The organism is Brevundimonas sp. GW821-FHT10E09 (genome assembly GCF_058809375.1).
The window spans coordinates 32,372-52,006 of the sequence record NZ_JBXASO010000004.1; the positions used below are offsets into that span (position 1 = coordinate 32,372).

The window sequence follows — 19,635 nt, forward strand, 5'->3', positions numbered from 1 at the left end:
CCTTAGCGTTGCGGGAGAGTCATGCCGACTACTTGCTGCAATGCAGCATTCTAATCCGCGTTGACAGGGGCCGCCTGGACTGCAAAATCTTGCAAATCGATCTGGAAGGCTTTGCACTTTCTGGACAGGGAGAACGACAGGATGACCCTCGCCCGACAATGGAAGACCCCGGCGCGCGCCATGATCGCGGCGGCGGCGCTGTTCGCCTCGACTTCCCCCCTGCCCGTCCAGGCCCAGTCGGCCACGCCGGACGTCCTGACCGCCCTGCGCCAGCGCCCGCCCCAGGATGAGGTCATCTACTTCCTGCTGCCCGACCGGTTCGCCAACGGCGATCCCTCGAACGACCACGGCGGCTATGCGCCCGAGCGGCTCAAGAGCGGCTTCGACCCGTCCGACACCGATTTCTACCACGGCGGCGATCTGGCCGGCGTGACCCAGAGGCTGGACTATATCCAGGGCCTGGGCGCCACCGCCGTGTGGCTGGCGCCCGTCTTCAAGAACAAGCCGGTCCAGACCCACGGGAACTACACGGGCGCGGCGCATCACGGTTACTGGATCACCGACTTCACGGCCGTCGATCCGCATTTCGGCGACGAGGCGGCGATGCGCGCCCTGGTCGATGCGGCCCATGCGCGGGGCATGAAGGTCTATCTGGACATCGTCGCCAACCACACGGCCGACGTGATCCGCTATCGCGAGTGTCCCGACCGGCCGTGCGAATACCGCAGCCGGGCCGACTATCCCTACACCCGTCGCGGCGGGCTGGACGGGGCGGCGATCAACGCGGGTTTCGACGGGCGGGACTTCTCGCGCCTGACCCGGCCCGACTACGCCTACAGCCCCTATGTCCCGGCGGGCGAAGAGACAGCCAAGGTTCCGGCCTGGCTGAACGACCCGATCCACTATCATAACCGGGGCGACAGCACGTTTGCGGGCGAAAGCTCGCTGGACGGGGACTTCGCCGGTCTGGACGATCTGCTGACCGAGGATCCGGTGGTGATCCAGGGCATGATCGACATCTTCGGCGGCTGGATCGACAAGTACGGGATCGACGGCTACCGCATCGACACCGCCCGCCACGTGAACCCCGAGTTCTGGCAGGCCTTCATCCCCGCCATGCTGGAGCGGGCGCAAGCCAAGGGCATCCCGAACTTCCACATCTTCGGCGAGGTCTATGACCCTGACCCGGCGGTCACGGCGCGGTTCACGCGGGTGGACGCCTATCCGGCCGTGCTGGATTTCCCGTTCCAGAAGACGGCGGTGGACGTCGCCTCGGGCAAGGCGGGGACCGATGCCCTGGCCAAGTTGTTCGCCGCCGACGCCATCTACGCCAAGGGAGCGGAGACGGCCGCCATCCTGCCGACCTTCCTGGGCAACCACGACATGGGCCGGGTCGGCTTCTTCGTGAAACAGGCGAACCCGAACGCCAGCGAGGCGGAGATCCTGGCCCGGGTGAAACTGGCCCACGCCCTGATGATGTTCAGCCGGGGCGTGCCGACCCTCTATTACGGCGACGAACAGGGCTTCGCCGGCGCCGGCGGTTACGGAAACTCGCGCCAGGACATGTTCGCCAGCCAGACGGCTGTCTATGCGGCGGAGCAGCCCATCGGCGGTCGTCAGCCGGCCTATTCGACCGAAGCCCCTCTCTATACGGCCATCGCCGAGATGGCCCGGATCCGCGCCGCCGAACCGGCGCTGCGCCGCGGGCGTCAGGTCGTTCGCGCGGCCGGCGACGCGCCCGGCCTGTTCGCCATATCCCGCCTCGACGAGGCCGGCGGCGAAACCCTCGTCCTGTTCAACACCTCGACCGCCGAAGTCACGGTCCAGGTCGAGGTGGAGCCCGGCTCGCGGCGGTGGCAAGCTGTTCGCGGCGACTGCGCGGCCGAGGCTTCGGCCCCAGCCAGCTACGCCGTCCGCATCGCCCCTCTCGACTATCTGATCTGCAAGAGCACGCCCCAGTGAACGCCCACACCCTCGATCTCGCGACCGCCGCCCGACCGGCGACCGCCCACACTGAATGGTGGCGGGGTGCGGTGCTGTACCAGATCTATCCGCGCAGTTTCGCCGATGCGAACGACGACGGGGTGGGCGACCTGAAGGGGATCACCCAGCATCTGGACCATGTCGCCTCGCTGGGCGTGGACGGGATCTGGCTGTCGCCCTTCTTCACCTCGCCGATGAAGGACTTCGGCTATGACGTCGCCGACTATTGCGACGTGGATCCGATCTTCGGAACCCTGGCCGATTTCGACGCCCTGGTGGCGCGGGCCCACGCGTTGGGTCTGAAGGTGGTGATCGACCAGGTCTTCTCGCACACCTCCGACGAACACCCCTGGTTCCTGGACAGCCGCGCGTCGCGCAGCGGGCCGCACGCCGACTGGTACGTCTGGGCCGACGCCAAGCCGGACGGATCGCCGCCGTCGAACTGGCAGTCGGTGTTCGGGGGGCCGGCCTGGACCTGGAACGCCCGGCGCGGCCAGTACTATATGCACAACTTCCTGGCCTCCCAGCCGCAGTTGAACGTGCGCAATCCGGCGGTTCAGGACGCCCTGATCGAGGCCGCGCGCTTCTGGCTGGATCGGGGGGTGGACGGCTTCCGGCTGGACGCCATCAACTTCTCCATCCACGATCTGAAGCTGACCGACAATCCGCCGATCAACGACGGCAAGAAACGCACCCGGCCGTTCGACTTCCAGGACAAGATCAACAACCAGAGCCAGCCGGAGATCATCGGCTTCCTGAACCGGATCCGCGCCCTGACCGACAGCTACGAGGGCCGGTTCACCGTCGCCGAAGTGGGCGGCGACCATGCCGACCGCGAGATGAAGGAATACACCGCCGGGACCGACCGCCTGCACTCGGCCTATGGCTTCCTGTATCTGTACGCCGACACGCTGAAGAGCGAACTGGTCGCCCAGGGCGAGACCATGTGGCCCGATCAGCAGGGCGAAGGCTGGCCGTCCTGGACCTTCTCGAACCACGACGCGCCGCGCGCGGTGTCGCGCTGGGCCCAGGGCCGGGACCGCAAGGCCTTCGCCGAGATGGCCCTGCTGCTTCTGGTCTGCCTGCGCGGGAACGTCTTCGTCTATCAGGGCGAGGAACTGGGCCTGCCCCAGGCCGAGGTGCCGTTCGAACGGCTGGTCGATCCCGAGGCCATCGCCAACTGGCCCGAGACCCTGGGCCGCGACGGCGCCCGCACCCCCATGCCCTGGCATGCGGATCAGGCCAACGCCGGCTTCTCCACCGTCGAGCCCTGGCTGCCGGTCGATGCGCGCCATCTGCCGCTGGCGGTGGATGCACAGGAGGCCGATCCGGCCTCGACCCTGCAGGTGGCGCGCCGGATGATCCGGCTGCGTCATCAGCATCCGGCCCTCCGCTACGGCGGCATGGCGCCGATCGAGACCTCGCACCTGTTGGTGTTCGAACGGCGGGAGCGCGGCGGGAGTGGGGAACAGCTTCTGTGCGTCTTCAACCTGGGCCACGATCCGGTCGAATGGCGTCCGCCCGTCGAGGCGACGCGGATCGAGGCGATCAACTGGACCGAGGCCGACGGCGCCACCCTGCCCCCGCTCGCCGGCCTGGTCTTCAGACTGGCATGAGCCGGTCAGCCGCCACAGGTCTCGCGCACGATCAGATCGGTAGGAACACGTTCCGACCGACCGGCGGTCGCGCCCCCATGGTCCAGCAGCTTGGACACCATCAGCCGGCCCGCCTTCATCGTGTCCTGGGCGATGGTGGACAGGGCCGGGCGCGAGTAGCGGCTGAAGGGCACATTGTCGAAACCGATCACCGAGACGTCGCCCGGCACGGTCAGTCCGGCATGCTCCAGCGCGCGCACGGCGCCCAGGGCGATCTGGTCGGACGCGGCCACCACGCCGTCAAACCGCACGCCCCGACGCACCAGGGCGTCCACGGCCGCCTCGGCGGATTCGACCTCGAAATGGGCGGGCACGATCAATTCGGCGTCAACCGACAGGCCCGCCGTCTCCAGCGCCTCCAGATAGCCCCGGTGCCGCTGCATGGCTTCGGGCGGATCAAGGTCGCCCAGAAACACGATCCGCGTGCGTCCCAGCCGCGCCAGATGCGCGGTCGCTCGACGACCGCCCGAGAAGTTGTCGGAACCGATGGAGCAATAGTCCTGTTCCGGCAGGTCGGCGCCCCAGACCACGAACCTATGGTCGCCCGCCGCCAGCCGGTTGAAGGCGCCATGCAGGCTGGACTGGCCCAGGAAGATCACGCCGTCGGCGCGACTGGTGTTCATCGCCGCCGCCAGCTCGTCATAGGTGGCGGGCGAGATATGGCTCATCAACAGGTCGCAGCCGCGTTCGCGCGCCGCCTCGCCCACTCCGGCCAGCAGTTCCAGGAAGAAGGGGTCGGAGATCCGGCCCTCCCGTCCCTGGGGTCGCGGCGTCACAAGGGCGATCGTGCCCTGGGCCCCGATCGGGCCCGCAGGCATGTAGCGGCGGAACGGATAGTCGTGCTCCTTCGCCAGCTTCCAGATCAGTTGCTTGGTGCGGTCATTGACGGCGGGGCTATCGTTCAGCGCCCGCGAGGTGGTGGCGACCGACACCCCGGCCAGGCGCGCAATGTCTTCAAGTCGAGTGGTCTTGCGGCTCAAGGTCGCGGGTCCCCAGCACAGCCTGTTCTGACTGCAAATTTTTCTGCAAACATTTCAGCCACCGTTCGCAGCGGTTGGCAAGAGGCGGCGTAACGGAGTTCACATGATGCAGCGCAGATCCTTCCTGGCCCTCGGCGGCGCCTCGATCCTGGCCTTCGGCGCGACGGGCGTTCGCGCGCAGACCACGCCGACGCACGCCCGCGCCAGCTCGCCCGGCGGCGTCCTGACGGTCGAGGCCTTCACCGACAACGACGGCCGGCCGATGTACGCCGTCATGCGTCAGGGGCGGATGGTGGTCGCGCCGTCGAAGCTGGGCTTCCTGCTGACCGACGCCCCGGCGCTGGAGCGCGGCCTGGCGATCACCGCCGGCCAGCCCGTGACCATGGACGAGACCTGGGAGCAGCCGTGGGGCGAGCGCCGGTTCATCCGCAACCATTACAACGAATGGCGCGTCAGCTACGCCGAGACCGCCGGCCTGCAACGCCGCGTCGACGTGGTGTTCCGCCTGTATGACGACGGCCTGGGCTTCCGCTACGAATTCCCGGACCAGGCCGCGCTGAAGACGGTGCGCATCGGTTCCGAGATCACCGAGTTCAACCTGGCCGAGGACGGCGAGGCCCTCTGGTGCCCGGCCTGGGAATGGAACCGCGAGGAATACCTCTACAGCCGCACCCCGATCAGCGCGGTCGGCAGCGCCCAGACGCCGATGACGGTCAAGGGCCAGTCGGGCCTGCACGTCTCGATCCACGAGGCCGCCTGCGTCGACTACGCCGGGATGAACCTGCGCCGGTCGGAAGACACCAAGTTCCGCGCCCAGCTGACGCCCGGCCTGACCAACGCCGCCGTGGTGCGCCAGGCGCCCTTCAACACGCCTTGGCGGACGCTGCAGGTGTCAGACAGCGCGGCCGGTCTGATCGAGTCCAGCCTGATCCTGAACCTGAACGAACCCAACAAGCTGGGCGACGTGTCCTGGTTCAAGCCGATGAAATATGTCGGCGTCTGGTGGGAGATGCACCTGGAGCTGAAGAGCTGGAACTCCGGCCCCAAACACGGCGCCACCACCGAGAACGCGATCAAACACATCGACTTCGCAGCCAAGCACGGCTTCGGCGGGGTTCTGGTCGAGGGCTGGAACAAGGGCTGGGATGGCCAGTGGTTCGCCAATGGTTCGGACTTCAGCTTCACCGAGGCCTATCCGGATTTCGACATCGAGACGGTCTGCGCCCACGCCCGGTCCAAGGGCGTGCAACTGATCGGCCACCACGAGACGGGCGGCAACGCCTTCCACTATGAGCAGCAGCTCGAACCGGCGATGGCCCTGTATGAACGCCTCGGCGTCCATTCGGTGAAGACGGGCTATGTGGCGGACGCGCAAGGCGCGCGCGTCGCCGGACCGAACGGGCAGATGGTCATGGCCTGGCACGAGAGCCAGGCGATGGCCCAGCACCATATGAAGGTCGTCGAGGCGGGCGCGCGTCACAAGGTGGCGATCAACGCCCACGAGCCGTTCAAGGACACCGGCCTGCGCCGCACCTATCCGAACATCATCAGCCGCGAGGGCCAGCGCGGCATGGAATATTCGGCCTGGGGCAATCCGGGCAATCCGCCCGAGCATGAGCCGAACCTGGTCTTCACCCGCCTGCTGGCCGGACCGATGGACTATACCCCCGGCATCTTCGGCATGGAGACACGCAGCCCCGGCGGCGTGCAGACGACCTGGGCCAAGCAGTTGGCCCTCTATGTCGTCATCTACAGCCCGATCCAGATGGCGGCCGACCTGCTGGTCAACTACGAGGCCAATCCGGGGCCCTTCCAGTTCATCAAGGACGTGCCCTGCGACTGGGCCGAGACCCGCGTGCTGGCGGCCGAGATCGGCGACTATGTCGCGATTGCGCGCAAGGACCGGGCGTCGGACGTCTGGGCCCTGGGGGCCGTCACCGACGAGCATCCGCGCGTCCTGACCGCGCATCTCGACTTCCTGGACGACGGGCGGCGCTACCGGGCCGAGATCTACCGCGACGGTCTGGACGCCGACTATCGCGGCAAGCGCGAGGACATCGTCATCGAGCAGCGCGAGGTGACGTCGGCGGACGTTCTGACCCTGGCGCTCGCGCCCGGCGGCGGCCAGGCGATCCGCTTCGTGCCGCTGGGCCGGAGCCGTCGTCGATGAGCGGCATTCAGACCCTCTCCCGCTTGCGGGAGAGGTGGCCCGTCGATCGCGAAGCGATCCAGGGTCGGAGAGGGAAGTCTTCTGATGAAAGAGGACACTTCCCCCATCGTCAGGCGTGTCGCTTCGCGCCACGGCCTGACACTTCCCCCGCAAGCGGGGGAAGGTCATGACAATCCTCGCCCACCGCCCGCGCCTGTCCGGCCTGGCGATCTGGAACATGTGCGTCGGCTTCTTCGGCATCCAGATCGGCTTCGGCCTGCAGAACGCCAACACCAGTCGGATCTTCCAGACCTTGGGCGCCGAGGTCGACAGTCTGGCGATCCTCTGGATCGCCGCGCCGCTGACAGGTCTGCTGGTTCAGCCGATCATCGGCCATTTCAGCGACCGGACCTGGACCCGGTTCGGGCGTCGCCGCCCCTATTTCCTGGTCGGCGCCATCGCCACCACCCTGGCCCTGATCGCCATGCCCAACAGCCCCGGCCTGTGGTTCGCCGCGGCCATGCTGTGGATCATGGACGCCTCGATCAATATCACCATGGAGCCGTTCCGCGCCTTCGTCGGCGACAATCTGCCGGAAGAACAGCGCACCGCCGGCTATGCGATGCAGAGCTTCTTCATCGGCGCGGGCGCGGTGTTCGCCTCGGTTCTGCCGTGGCTGTTGTCGAACGTGTTCGGCGTGGTCTCGACGGCCGAAGCGGGGGTCGTGCCCCTGTCGGTCAAGATCGCTTTCTATGTCGGCGCCGCCGGCCTGTTCTCGGCCGTGCTGTGGACCGTGCTGAGCACCCGAGAATACAGCCCCGAACAGATCGCCGCCTTCGAACGCGCCAAGCAGGACGCGCTGGGTACGCCCGCCGACGACGGACCCGAGGCGCCGGCGCGCAGCGTTCAGGGCTGGATGACGTCGGGCCTGGTCTGCGCCGTGCTGGGGGGTCTGGGCTTCGTGCTGATCGGCGCGCTGAACCTGGAGAAGGAACTACTGGTCCTGGCCGGTTTCTTCGCCGGTTTTGGGTTGCTGCAGATCGCGGTCGGCATGATGCAGCGCCGCCGCATCGTCAACGCCGCGACCGAGATCCTGAACGACATCTTCCGCATGCCCGAGACGATGCGGGGTCTGGGGGTGGTCCAGTTCTTCAGCTGGTTCGCCCTGTTCTCCCTATGGATCTACACGACCGCCGCCGTGACCAGCGTCCATTACGGCACGACCGACACCACCTCGGCCGCCTATGCCGCCGGGGCCGACTGGGTCGGGGTTCTGTTCGGGGTCTATAACGGCGTGGCGGCCCTGGCGGCCTTCACCCTGCCGGTCCTGGCCAAGCGCATCGGCCGCAAGGCGACCCACGCCCTGATGCTGTTGCTGGGCGCGGCGGGCCTGTTCGGGGTGTTCGTCATCCGTGATCCGGGCCTGCTGTGGCTGCCGATGATCGGCGTCGGCTTCGCCTGGGCCTCGATCGTCTCCATGCCCTACGCCATCCTGTCGGCGGCGGTGCCGGACCGGAAAATGGGCGTCTATATGGGCGTCTTCAACATCTTCATCGTCGTGCCGCAACTGCTGGCCGCCACCGTCCTCGGCCTGATCCTGAAGACCCTGTTCGACGGCCAGGCCATCTGGGCCCTGGTGCTCGGCGCCGTTTCCTTCGTGCTGGCGGCGGCGAGCGCCCTGCTGGTGCGCGAACATTCCCCCTCCCCCACGCCCAACCCGTGAGGCTTCTCCATGCGTAAATTCAAAACCCTTTGCCTCGCCGGCGCCGCCGGTCTGGCCGTCGCCTCGACCGCGTCCGCACAGTCGGTCGCGCCCGGCGCACCCGGCGACCTGCCGACCTGGTCCAGCGCCGCCAAGACCGGCGCCGGCGCGTCCTACGAGGCCTATGTAGACGGCCAATATCGCGACAGCGGCCCGACCGGGGCGGTGTCCAAGGTCTGGTTCTCGATCGCCGACGGCGTCCTGACCGAGACCATGTACGGCCTGATCCACGAGGCCCAGATCAAGGCGCTTCGCTTCGCCGTCGTCACGCCGGATGGTCTGGCGCTGGAAGGCGACGACACCACGGCCAAGACCGAATACCTGCACGTGGACGCCGAGGGACGCCCCCTGTCGCCCGCCTACAAGGTCACGACGCGCGACAAGGCCGGCCGGATCGAGATCGAGAAGCGCATCTTCACCGACCCCGACCGCAACGCCCTGGTGCTGCGGGTTCAGATCACCGCCCTGAGCGGCGAGGCCACGCCCTATCTGCTGCTGGAGCCGCACATCGCCAACACCGGCGTCGAGGATCGCGGCGCCGTCACGGCCCAGGGCTTCCACGCCTGGGAAGGCGACACGCACCTGTTGCTGAAGCCCAGCGAGGCCTTCGCCGCCGCCAGCGTCGGCTTCGTCGGCGCGTCCGACGGCCTGACCGATCTGAAGGACGGCAAGCTGGACTGGACCTACGCCTCGACCGGCGAGACCGCCGGCAACACCATGATGACCGGCGCCCTGCCGACCCTGCGCATGGGCCAGAGCCTCAGCCGCGACTTCGTCATCGGCTTCGGCGACAGCGAGGCGGCGGCCGAAGCGGCGGCGGACGGCGCCTTCGCGACCGGCCTGGACGAGGTGCTGGCCCGCTTCAACGGCGAGGGCGAGCGCGCCGGTTGGGAGGACTATGTCGCCTCCCTGACCGAACTGCCCCGCATCGCCGAACAGGCGACCGACGGGGGCAAGCTGGCCTATGCCTCGGCCCTGATGCTGAAGGTGCAGGAGGACCGCACCCACGCCGGCGCCCTGATCGCGTCGCTGTCGAATCCCTGGGGCGACACGGTGGACGCGTCGAAATCCTCGACCGGCTACAAGGCGGTCTGGCCGCGCGACTTCTATCAGGTGGCCATGGCCCTGGCGGCCCTGGGCGACAGGGAGACGCCGCTGGCGGCCTTCAACTATCTGCCCCAGGTCCAGGTCGGGCCGGACACGCCGGGCAACACCGGCGTCGGCGGCTGGTTCCTGCAGAAGACCCATGTGGACGGCGAGCTGGAATGGGTCGCGGTTCAGCTGGACCAGACGGCCATGCCGATCATGCTGGGCTATCGTCTGTGGAAGATGGGCTGGCTGTCAGACGCCGAGATGACCGAGCACTACACCGCCATGCTGAAGCCGGCCGCCGACTTCCTGGTCGATGGCGGCAAGGTCGGGCTGTTGTGGAACGAGGCCGAGATCAAGCCGCCCTTCACCCAGCAGGAACGCTGGGAAGAGCAGCAGGGCTATTCCCCGTCCAGCACCGCCGCCGTGGTCGCCGGCCTGACCGTCGCGGCCGAGATGGCCCGCGCCTCGGGCGACGCGGCGGGCGCGACCCGCTACCAGTCCGCCGCCGACAGCTATGCGTCCAAGATCGAAGAGCGGATGTTCACCACCAACGGCGACTTCGGGAACGGCCGTTACTACATCCGCATCACCCAGAACGAGAACCCGAACGACAAGGCCCCGATCGGCGCCGCCAACGGCCAGATCGCCCCGGCCGAGGATCGGGTGGTGGACGGCGGCTTCCTGGAACTGGTGCGCTACGGGGTGCGCAAGGCCGACGATCCGCATATCGTCTCCACCCTGCCGGTCTATGACGACCAGGGCCTGAATGACCTGTACCGCGTCCGCTACGACTTCGGCCCCGAGGGCGACAGGACGCCGGGCTGGCGCCGCTACGGCGTCGACGGTTACGGCGAGGATCACCTGACCGGAGCCAACTACGGCGTGGGCGGCCAGATGAGCCCGGGTCAGCGCGGCCGGGTCTGGCCCTTCTTCACGGGCGAGCGCGGCCATTATGAACTGGCCCGCGTCAGCCTGAACGGCGCGCCCTCGCCCGCCGACATCGCCGCCATCCGCCAGACCTATGTGCGCGGCATGGAGCGGTTCGCCAACGACGGCCTGATGCTGGCCGAACAGGTCTGGGACGGGGTCGGCGATCCCACGGCCCACGACTACGCCCTGGGTCAGAATACGGATTCCGCCACCCCCCTGGCCTGGACCCACGCCGAATATCTGAAGCTGCTGCGGTCGCTGGCCGACGGCAAGGTCTGGGACCGGTACGATCCGGTCGAAAGCCGCTACGCCCGCTAAAGAAAAAGGCCCCGGAGATCGCTCTCCGGGGCCCTACTCGATGTGCTAGGATTCAGAAGACCAGCTTGACCGAGCCGACCACGCGGTCCTCGGCGTTAGGCACGCCGTCCACGTCGGTGTCGTAGTAGCGCACGTCGAGAGCCAGATTGTCGGTCAGGGCATAGGCGACGCCGGCGTTCCAAGTCACATAGTCGTCGCTGACGTCCAGCCATTGCTGGCCGACAGCGCCCGAGATCGTCCATTTGTCAGCCGGGCTGAAGGCGCCGTTGATTTCTGCATAGGTCGCCGCTTCGTCGACCCCGAAGAAGTCGGGCGAGTAATAGACGGCGGCGCCGACCGTGGCGGGTCCGACGGCGCGCGAGGCGGCCGCCTTGAACTCTGCGTAGTTGTAGTCGGCTCCGTCGGGCGTGCCAGCATACAGATAGCCGATCACGCCGAAGTCGAGGGCGAAGCCGGCCGCTTCGGTGCGATAGCCCCCGTAGATGTCGAACTCAGCATCGGTGTCGTCGCCGAAGTCCACGTTCGAGGCCCAGGCGCCGGCGTAGAAACTGCCGGCCGTCAGATCGACGCCGCCCTGGATGGCCGGATCTTCGCCCGTCTGGCTGAAGCCACGGAACACATAGTCAGTGACGATACCGGCGTTGAACGCGACGTCGATGTCGCTTTGCGCCGAGGCGGGCGCGGCCAGACCGATCAGGCCGGTGGCGAGAGCGGCCGCAGCGGCGGAACGGAAGAACCCAAACTTCATAGTCATATCCCCTTGATTATATTTGTTTCTATAGAGCCGGGACAGGCCCGGCGGACGGGACGCGGCCGGCGGAGCCGCGTCCCGATTTCGTCAGTGGTCCAGACTCTCGCCATGCAGCGAGGTGTCCAGACCGGCGGCTTCTTCCGCCTCGCTCACGCGCAGGCCCGTGGTGAACTTGCAGATGATGAGAATGACGAAGGTGCCGACCGCGCTGTAGGCGATGGTCCAGGCCAGGCCCAAGGCCTGGGCGCCGACATTGGCGCCTTCCGACAGGCTGTTGATCGCGGTGGTCGCGAACACGCCGGTCAGCAGGGCGCCGATCAGACCGCCGGCGCCATGGATGCCGAAGGCGTCCAGGGAGTCGTCGTAGCGCAGCAGTTTCTTGATCCAGACCGAGGAGATGTAGCAGACCGGTCCGGCGATCAGGCCGATGATGACCGCGCCCTTGGGATCGACGAAACCGGCGGCCGGGGTGATGGCGACCAGACCGGCGACCACGCCCGACAGCATGCCGATCAGCGAGACCTTCTTCTTCTCGATCAGTTCGATGATCTTCCAGGTCAGGGCGGCGGCGGCGGCGGCCAGGACGGTGTTCAGCAGGGCCACGCCCATCAGTTCGTTCGCCGCGCCCGCCGAGCCGGCGTTGAAGCCGATCCAGCCGACCAGCAGCAGCGAGGCGCCGATCATGGTCAGCACCGGGTTGTGGGCGATGATCGGCTCGGCGCCATAGCCCTTGCGACGACCCAGGAAGATGGCGCAGACCAGCCCCGCGACGCCCGAGTTGACGTGAACGACCGCGCCGCCTGCGAAGTCCAGCACGCCGGCGGCGCCCAGGAAGCCGCCGCCCCAGACCCAGTGGCAGATGGGCGAATAGACCAGCAGCGACCACAGGGCCGTGAACAGCAGCAGACCGGAATATTTCATCCGCTCGGCGAAGGCGCCGGTGACCAGGGCCGGGGTGATGATGGCGAAGGTCATCTGGAAGGCGATGAACAGATATTCGGGAATGCCGGTCAGCAGGGTGTTCGCCGTGCCCAGGGTCACGCCGTTCAGGAACAGCATGTCCAGGCCGCCCACATAGGGCTGAAGCGCGGCGTCAGGGTTGGCGCCGAAGGCGATGCTGTAGCCGGCGATGAACCAGACCAGCGAGACCACGGCGAAGACGCCGACCGACTGGGTGATGGTGGCGATGACGTTCTTGCGGCGCACCATGCCGCCGTAGAACAGGGCCAGACCCGGCAGGGTCATCAACAGGACCAGAGCGGTCGAGGTGCCCAGCCAGGCCGTGCCGGCGCCGTCCAGTTCCAGCACCGACTGGTGCGCCAGCAGGGCTGGCGCCGCCACGGGCGTCTGGGCGAAGGCCCCGCCCGCATAGAAGAGACCAATGGTCAGACACAGGAGCGCGACGGCTCCCGGAAGTCGATTCCAGACACGCGACATGAGCAAAAATCCCCCTTAGCAATCTCGCAGATGCGAAGGTTTTACTGCAATCGCGTCTTACGCAAGGGGCTTGACCGTAAACGGTGCAACTTTCTTGCAACGGTCATTGAACAAAAGTTAAGCCCCGCATGATCGATGCGTCATGCGGGGCTAAAATATCAAAATCGTGTTCTCGGTAACGATGTTCGCGGTACGAATTTCGCAGCCCGATCAGGTCAGGCCCAGTGCATCTGCACCCGATGCGCCGCCGCCCAGTGGATGGCGCGGATGGCGTCGATCACGGCCTCGGTCGCCGCGCGCGTGCCCAGGGCGCCGCCTAGGTCGGCGGTGACGGCGCCGGCCGCCAGAACCGCGGCGACGGCGGCCTCGATGGAATCGGCCTCGTCCTCCAGCTTCAGGCTGTGGCGCAGCAGAAGGGCCGCCGACAGGATCGTCCCCACCGGATTGGCCAGATCCTGTCCGGCGATGTCCGGCGCCGAGCCGTGGATCGGCTCGAACAGGCCCGGTCCTTCCGTACCCAGCGAGGCCGAGGGCAGCAGGCCGATCGAACCGCCCAGCACCGAGATCTCGTCCGACAGGATGTCGCCGAACATGTTCTCGGTCAGGATGACGTCATATTCGCGCGGTTTGCGGATCAGGTGCATGGCCATGGAATCGACCAGGGCGTGCTCCAGCGCGATCTCGGGGAATTCCTCGGCGTGGATGCGGGTCACGACCTCGCGCCACAGGCGGCTGGTCTCCATGACATTGGCCTTGTCGACCGAGGTCACCTTGCCGCGCCGCTGGCGAGCGGTCTGGAAGGCGGCGCGGGTGACGCGCTCGATCTCCGGCACCGTATATTCGCACAGGTCGGTGGCGCGGTCGGCGGTGCGGGTCTTCTCGCCGAAATAGACGCCGCCGGTCAGTTCGCGGAAGACGATCAGATCGACGCCTTCGACGATCTCCTTCTTCAGCGGCGAACGGTGCGCCATCACTGGCGAGACCTGCAGCGGCCGCAGATTGGCGAACAGGCCCATGGCCTTGCGGATCGCCAACAGGCCTTCCTCGGGCCGGCGCTTGCCGCCGTCCCATTTGGGACCGCCGACGGCGCCCAGCAGAACCGCGTCGGCGGCGACGCAGGCGGCGCGGGTCGCCTCTGGCAGGGGCTCGCCCGTCTCGTCGATGGCGGCGCCGCCGATCAGATGTTCGGAGAAGTTGAAACTGTGGCCGTAGAAGTCGCCGATGACCGCCAGGACGTCGCGCGCGGCGCGCGTCACCTCCGGCCCGACGCCGTCGCCGGGCAGCAGGACGATATTATAGGTCTTGGGGGCGGTATGGGGCATCAGACGATCTCTCTCGAACGCTCAAAGGCTTCGATCTCAGGCAGGTTTGATTGCAGCCAGCCCAGGGTGTCCACCCCGTTCAGCAGGCATTCGCGCGCGAAGGATTCGACCTCGAACGGCACGGGCTGAGCATTGCCGCGTCGGATCTGGTTGGCTTGAAGGTCGATCGTGACCGGTTGGTCCGGTTGCGACGCCAGATCGTCCCAGACGTCCTGGCTGACGACGATGGGCAGAAGACCATTTTTCAACGCGTTAGATGTAAAAATGTCAGCGATCTCGGTCGAGATCACGGCCCGGAACCCATAGTCGTACAGGGCCCAGGGGGCGTGTTCGCGCGACGAGCCGCAGGCGAAATTCTTGCCCGCCAGCAGGATGCGATGCTCGGCCGGATCGATGCGGTTCAGGATGGCCTCGGGCTTCTCCGATCCGTCCGTCTCATAGCGCCAGTCATAAAAGGCCGCCTTGCCCAGCCCCTCGCGCGACGTCGTCGTCAGGAAGCGCGCGGGGATGATCTGGTCGGTGTCGATATTGGCCTGGCTGAGCGTCACCGTGCGGGAGGTCAGGACCTGAAAGGGCTCAGACATTTTGCGCTCCTACCGTCTCGCGCGCGGCGCTCGACTGCTTGAGGGCAGTCGCCTCCCGCAGATAGACGCGCGGATCGGTCAGCACCCCGGCCACCGCCGTCGCCGCCGCCGTCGCCGGACTGGCCAGGATGGTGCGGGCATCCTTGCCCTGGCGGCCTTCGAAATTGCGGTTCGAGGTCGAGACCGCCAACTGGCCGGGCGCGACGAAATCCCCGTTCATGGCGATACACATCGAACAGCCGGGGATACGCCATTCGGCGCCGGCGGCGATGAAGACCTCGTGCAGGCCTTCGGCCTCGGCGTCGCGACGCACGGCTTCCGAGCCCGGCACGACCAGCATGCGCAGGCCCGGCTTGACCTTGCGCCCACGCAGCACCTCTGCGGCGGCGCGCAGGTCGGGCAGACGGCCGTTGGTGCAGGAACCGATGAAGACCACGTCCACCGGCTGGCTGGTCGTCGCCTCGCCGGGGGTGAAGCCCATATAGGCGATGGCCTTGCGGTCGCTGTCCGACTGGGGCTGCGGCACGGGCGTCCCGATGGGAGCGCCCGCATCCGGCGTCGTGCCCCAGGTCGCCATCGGGCGAATGGCGGCGCCGTCGATGACGACTTCCTTGTCGAAGCTCGAGCCCGGATCCGTGGCCAGCTTCAGCCATTCGGCCGTCGCAGCCTCGTAGTCGGCGGGGACATGCTTGCGGCCGCGCAGCCAGTCGATGGTGGTCTGGTCCGGGGCGATCATGCCCGCGCGGGCGCCCGCCTCGATAGACATGTTACACAGGGTCATCCGCCCTTCCATGTCCAGCGACCGCACCGCCTCGCCGGCGTATTCGATGACATAGCCGGTGCCGCCGCCGAAGCCGATGGCGGCGATGACGGCCAGGGCGACATCCTTGCCCGAGACGCCGGACTGCAGTTGGCCTGTCACCGTCACCCGCATGGCCTTGGCCTTGCGCTGCAACAGGCACTGGGTCGCCAGCACATGGCCGACTTCGGACGTGCCGATGCCGAAGGCCAAAGCCCCGAAGGCGCCGTGTGTGGCGGTATGGCTGTCGCCGCAGACCACGGTCATGCCCGGCTGGGTCAGGCCCAGCTCCGGCCCCATGACATGGACCACGCCCCGGTCTTCGGAGCCCCAGCCCGCCAGCGGCACCCCATGAGCGGCGCAGTTCTTCTCCAGCCGATGCACCTGGGCCTCGGCCTGGGCGGTGACATAGGGTTTCAGCCCGTTCAGCCCCGCCGGCAGGGTCGGGGTCGAATGGTCCAGGGTCGCATAGGTCCGGTCGGGGCGGCGCACCTTCAGGCCGCGCGCCTCGATCTCGCTGAAGGCCTGAGGGCTGGTGACCTCATGGACCAGGTGCAGGTCGATATACAGAACCCCGGGCGTGTCGACCGTCTCGTTCCGCACGACGTGGGCGTCCCAGACCTTGTCGAACAGGGTTTTTGGATCAGGCATACTGGGCCACCGTCTCCGACACGCCGTCCACGGCGTCGATGATGGCGATCAGCTCCGCGTCGTTGATCTCGCCGATCTGGTCGGCGCGCTGCTTGAAGCCGGCGACCACCGCGACCAGACGCTCGCCCTCGATGGGACGGCCGATGGTCTCGGCGCGTTTGGCGATGGCGTGACGGCCCGAGTGCTTGCCCAGAACGAACCAGCTGCTCTCGAAGCCCACGTCCTGGGGCCGCATGATCTCATAGGTGCGGCTGTCGGCCAGCATGCCGTGCTGGTGGATGCCGGCCTCGTGAGCGAAGGCGTTGATGCCGACCACCGACTTGTTGCGGGCGATGACCGTCTCGGTGATCTCGCACAGGATCTTCGAGGCGCGGACCAGGTGGCGGCTGTCGGCGCCGGTCGTGACGCCGTAACGATCCTCGCGGACCTTCAGGGCCATGATGACCTCTTCGATCGAGGCGTTGCCGGCGCGTTCGCCGATGCCGTTGATCGCGCCCTCGACCTGACGCGCCCCGCCCTCGACGGCGGCCAGGGAGTTGGCGACCGCCATGCCCAGGTCGTCGTGGCAATGGGCCGAGAAGATCACATGCGGATGCCGCTTGTGGATCCGCGCCGCCAGGGCGCGATAGGTCTCGCACACCTCTTCCGGAGTCGCATAGCCGACGGTGTCGGGCACGTTCAGGGTCCGGGCGCCGGCGTCGGCGGCGGCCTCCAGCACATCGGCCAGGAATTCGGGCTCGGTCCGGAAGGCGTCCTCGGCCGAGAACTCGACGTCGTCGAACAGGCTGGCGGCGTATTCGACCGAGCGCACGGCCGTCGACAGCACCTCGTTGGTCGACATCTTCAGCTTGGCGGTGCGGTGGATCGGGCTGGTGCCGATGAAGGTGTGGCAGCGGCGATGTGACTTGGGCGCCGGCTGCAGCGCGCGGAAGGTGGCGTCGATGTCCTTTTCGTTGGCGCGCGACAGGGAGCAGAAGACCGGCCCCTCGACCTCGCCCGCCACGCGGCGGATGCAGTCTTCGTCGCCCGGCGAGGCGGCGGCGAAGCCGGCCTCGATAACGTCGACGCCCAGGTCCTTCAGGACCTGGGCCATCTTCACCTTGGCTTGGGCGCTCATGGAGAAGCCGGGCGCCTGTTCCCCGTCCCGCATCGTCGTGTCGAACACGATGACCCGGTTGGGGTCGGCGGCGATCTCCGCGGTTCGGGATACGCCGGATACTCGTACGTGTTCGGCGGTCATTACGCGGCCTCGGATTGAATAATGTCGTTGCCGATGCGGCGCACGCCGAACAGGCGGTCGATCTGGCGGCCCAGATTCTCCATGCAACGCCCGGCGTCACGGCCGCGCACGGTCAGGGAGATGCGGCGGAAGGCTCCCTCGTCGGCCATGTTCATGCCGTCGATGTGGAAGCCGCGGCGCTCCACAAGGCCGATGAGACGCTGAAGCGAACCGTCCGCACGGTCGATCTGGATGTGGATCGTGTCGCTCATCTCAGGAGCCCTCCATCATTTCGGCGTTGCTCTTGCCCGGCGGAACCAGCGGCCAGACATTGTCTCGGGGATCAATGACCACATGGGCCAGGCAGGGGCCGTCGGCGGCCAGCAGGCGCTGGATGCCGTCCGACACCTGATCGCGGCGATCGATACGGAAGGCCTCGATGCCAAAGGCCTCGGCCACCTTCACGAAGTCCGGATTGTCGGACAGGTCGATCTCGGAATAGTTCTCGGCGAAGAACAGTTCCTGCCACTGGCGCACCAGGCCCAGCGAGGAATTGTCGATCAGCACGATCTTCAGCGGGATGCCGTAACGCTTCAGCGTCGCCAGCTCCTGGATGTTCATCATGAAGCCGCCGTCGCCGGCGATGGTGACGACGGTCGCGGACGGATCGGCCAGCTTGGCGCCGATGCCCGCAGGCAGGCCGAAACCCATGGCGCCCAGGCCGCCCGAGGTGATGTGGGCCTCGGGCTTGGAGAAGCGGCAGTGCATGGCCGCCCACATCTGGTGCTGGCCCACGTCGCAAGCGGCGACGAAGGCGTCGCCCGCCGCTTCGGACACTTCTTTCAGCAGGGCCGGGGCGTAGACCCCCTCGCCCGGCGCGTCATAGCGATAGGCGCTGGTCCGGGCGGCGTCGACGCACTCGTCGACCCAGGGCTGGATGTCCAGGGCCGGGCCGCCGGCCATGCGCGCCGTCAGGGCTTCGATCCCGTCCTTCAGCTCGCCGACGACCGCGACATTGGCCGCCCGCAGCTTGCCGACTTCGGAGGCGTCGATGTCGAAATGGACGATCCGGGCGTTAGGCGCGAACTCGGCCAGCTTGCCGGTGGCGCGGTCGTCGAACCGGGCGCCGACGACGATCAGCAGGTCGCTGTCCTGCACCGCATGATTGGCGGCGCGCGTCCCGTGCATGCCCAGCATGCCCAGCATGCCAGGCGCATCGGTCGGGATGGTGCCCAGGGCGTTCAGGGTCGAGACCTGGGGGATGCCGGTCGCGGCGACGAAGGCGCGCAGGGCCTCGGTCGCGCGGCCGATCTTCACGCCGCCGCCGATATAGACCAACGGCTTCTTCGCGGCCCGGATCGCAGCCTCGGCGGCGGCCACGGCGTCGTGGTCGATGCGCGGCGTGTCGTTCGGAATGTGGAAGCCATAGTCGTCGCTGGTCGTGGCGAACTGCACGTCCTTGGGCAGATCGACCAGGACCGGACCGGGACGGCCCGAGGCGGCGATATGGAAGGCTTCTTCGATGGCGGCCGGAACATCGGCGGCGGACCGGACCAGGATCGAATGTTTCACGATCGGCAGGGTGACGCCCAGGATGTCGATCTCCTGGAAGGCGTCGGTCCCCATCAAGCCCTGGGCGACATTGCCGGTGATGCAGACCATCGGCACGGAATCCATCAGCGCATTGGCGATGCCGGTGATCAGATTGGTGGCGCCGGGGCCGGAGGTGGCCATGCACACCCCGACCTTGCCGCTCTTCCTCGCATAGGCGTCGGCGGCGAAGGCCGCGCCCTGCTCGTGGCGGACCAGGATGTGTTTCAGCTTCGATCCGGCCAGGGCGTCATAGACCGGCATGATGGCGCCGCCCGGATAACCGAACACCACCTCCACGCCCAGCCGCTCCAGGGTGGAGACCAGCAGGCGCGCCCCCGATTGGGGGACGGCCTCGGCTGAGGATTTGAAGGCGGCGGCGGTCATCAGGGTCATCCGGTCTATCGCTTACG

Annotated in this window: 14 protein-coding genes; 5 read left to right on the plus strand and 9 right to left on the minus strand. The window is 67.5% G+C overall.

What is annotated here, in order from left to right:
• The first annotated feature begins 141 nt into the window (after positions 1-141).
• On the plus strand, positions 142-1,962 hold the full coding sequence (locus tag AC1RSI_RS04805; RefSeq protein WP_154725843.1) for an alpha-amylase family glycosyl hydrolase: 1,821 nt from the start codon (positions 142-144) through the stop codon (positions 1,960-1,962).
• A complete protein-coding gene (locus AC1RSI_RS04810; protein ID WP_052004815.1) occupies positions 1,959-3,599 on the plus strand; it encodes an alpha-amylase family glycosyl hydrolase in 1,641 nt (546 codons plus the stop codon). Before AC1RSI_RS04805 ends, AC1RSI_RS04810 begins: the two co-directional genes overlap by 4 nt.
• Before the next feature lie 5 nt (positions 3,600-3,604).
• Here the strand turns inward: AC1RSI_RS04810 and AC1RSI_RS04815 are convergent, their stop codons facing one another.
• The gene (locus tag AC1RSI_RS04815) at positions 3,605-4,618 is read right to left on the minus strand and encodes a LacI family DNA-binding transcriptional regulator (protein ID WP_008264064.1); all 1,014 of its coding nucleotides are present in this window, start codon (positions 4,616-4,618) and stop codon (positions 3,605-3,607) included.
• Between the two features lie 103 nt (positions 4,619-4,721).
• Between AC1RSI_RS04815 and AC1RSI_RS04820 the strand changes: the two genes are divergently transcribed.
• From AC1RSI_RS04820 to AC1RSI_RS04830, 3 genes are all read left to right on the plus strand, one after another.
• Positions 4,722-6,788 (plus strand): glycoside hydrolase family 97 protein, encoded by a 2,067-nt coding sequence (locus tag AC1RSI_RS04820; RefSeq protein ID WP_154725844.1) that lies wholly within the window; start codon positions 4,722-4,724, stop codon positions 6,786-6,788.
• 166 nt (positions 6,789-6,954) lie between these two features.
• The gene (locus tag AC1RSI_RS04825) at positions 6,955-8,490 is read left to right on the plus strand and encodes an MFS transporter (RefSeq protein WP_154725845.1); all 1,536 of its coding nucleotides are present in this window, start codon (positions 6,955-6,957) and stop codon (positions 8,488-8,490) included.
• A 9-nt stretch (positions 8,491-8,499) separates the two neighbouring features.
• Positions 8,500-10,869 (plus strand): glucan 1,4-alpha-glucosidase, encoded by a 2,370-nt coding sequence (locus tag AC1RSI_RS04830; RefSeq protein WP_447941587.1) that lies wholly within the window; start codon positions 8,500-8,502, stop codon positions 10,867-10,869.
• Positions 10,870-10,921: 52 nt separating this feature from the next.
• Here the strand turns inward: AC1RSI_RS04830 and AC1RSI_RS04835 are convergent, their stop codons facing one another.
• The 8 genes from AC1RSI_RS04835 to ilvG form a co-directional block, all read right to left on the minus strand.
• Positions 10,922-11,617, minus strand: coding sequence for a TorF family putative porin (locus tag AC1RSI_RS04835; protein ID WP_008259480.1), 696 nt, complete (start codon positions 11,615-11,617; stop codon positions 10,922-10,924).
• Between the two features lie 90 nt (positions 11,618-11,707).
• On the minus strand, positions 11,708-13,057 hold the full coding sequence (locus AC1RSI_RS04840; protein WP_154725847.1) for an ammonium transporter: 1,350 nt from the start codon (positions 13,055-13,057) through the stop codon (positions 11,708-11,710).
• A 215-nt stretch (positions 13,058-13,272) separates the two neighbouring features.
• Positions 13,273-14,379: a 3-isopropylmalate dehydrogenase gene (leuB, locus tag AC1RSI_RS04845; protein WP_154725848.1), complete on the minus strand. Its 1,107-nt coding sequence runs from the start codon at positions 14,377-14,379 to the stop codon at positions 13,273-13,275.
• Positions 14,379-14,963 (minus strand): 3-isopropylmalate dehydratase small subunit, encoded by a 585-nt coding sequence (gene leuD / locus AC1RSI_RS04850; protein ID WP_154725849.1) that lies wholly within the window; start codon positions 14,961-14,963, stop codon positions 14,379-14,381. The genes leuB and leuD overlap by 1 nt, the downstream gene beginning before the upstream one ends.
• Positions 14,956-16,413, minus strand: coding sequence for a 3-isopropylmalate dehydratase large subunit (gene leuC, locus AC1RSI_RS04855; RefSeq protein ID WP_154725850.1), 1,458 nt, complete (start codon positions 16,411-16,413; stop codon positions 14,956-14,958). Before leuC ends, leuD begins: the two co-directional genes overlap by 8 nt.
• The gene (locus AC1RSI_RS04860; protein WP_154725851.1) at positions 16,406-17,653 is read right to left on the minus strand and encodes a 2-isopropylmalate synthase; all 1,248 of its coding nucleotides are present in this window, start codon (positions 17,651-17,653) and stop codon (positions 16,406-16,408) included. The genes leuC and AC1RSI_RS04860 overlap by 8 nt, the downstream gene beginning before the upstream one ends.
• On the minus strand, positions 17,653-17,904 hold the full coding sequence (locus tag AC1RSI_RS04865) for an ACT domain-containing protein (RefSeq protein WP_008261070.1): 252 nt from the start codon (positions 17,902-17,904) through the stop codon (positions 17,653-17,655). Before AC1RSI_RS04865 ends, AC1RSI_RS04860 begins: the two co-directional genes overlap by 1 nt.
• Before the next feature lies 1 nt (position 17,905).
• Positions 17,906-19,618, minus strand: a complete 1,713-nt coding sequence (gene ilvG, locus AC1RSI_RS04870) for an acetolactate synthase 2 catalytic subunit (protein ID WP_035306563.1) — start codon at positions 19,616-19,618, stop codon at positions 17,906-17,908.
• Positions 19,619-19,635: the final 17 nt, after the last annotated feature.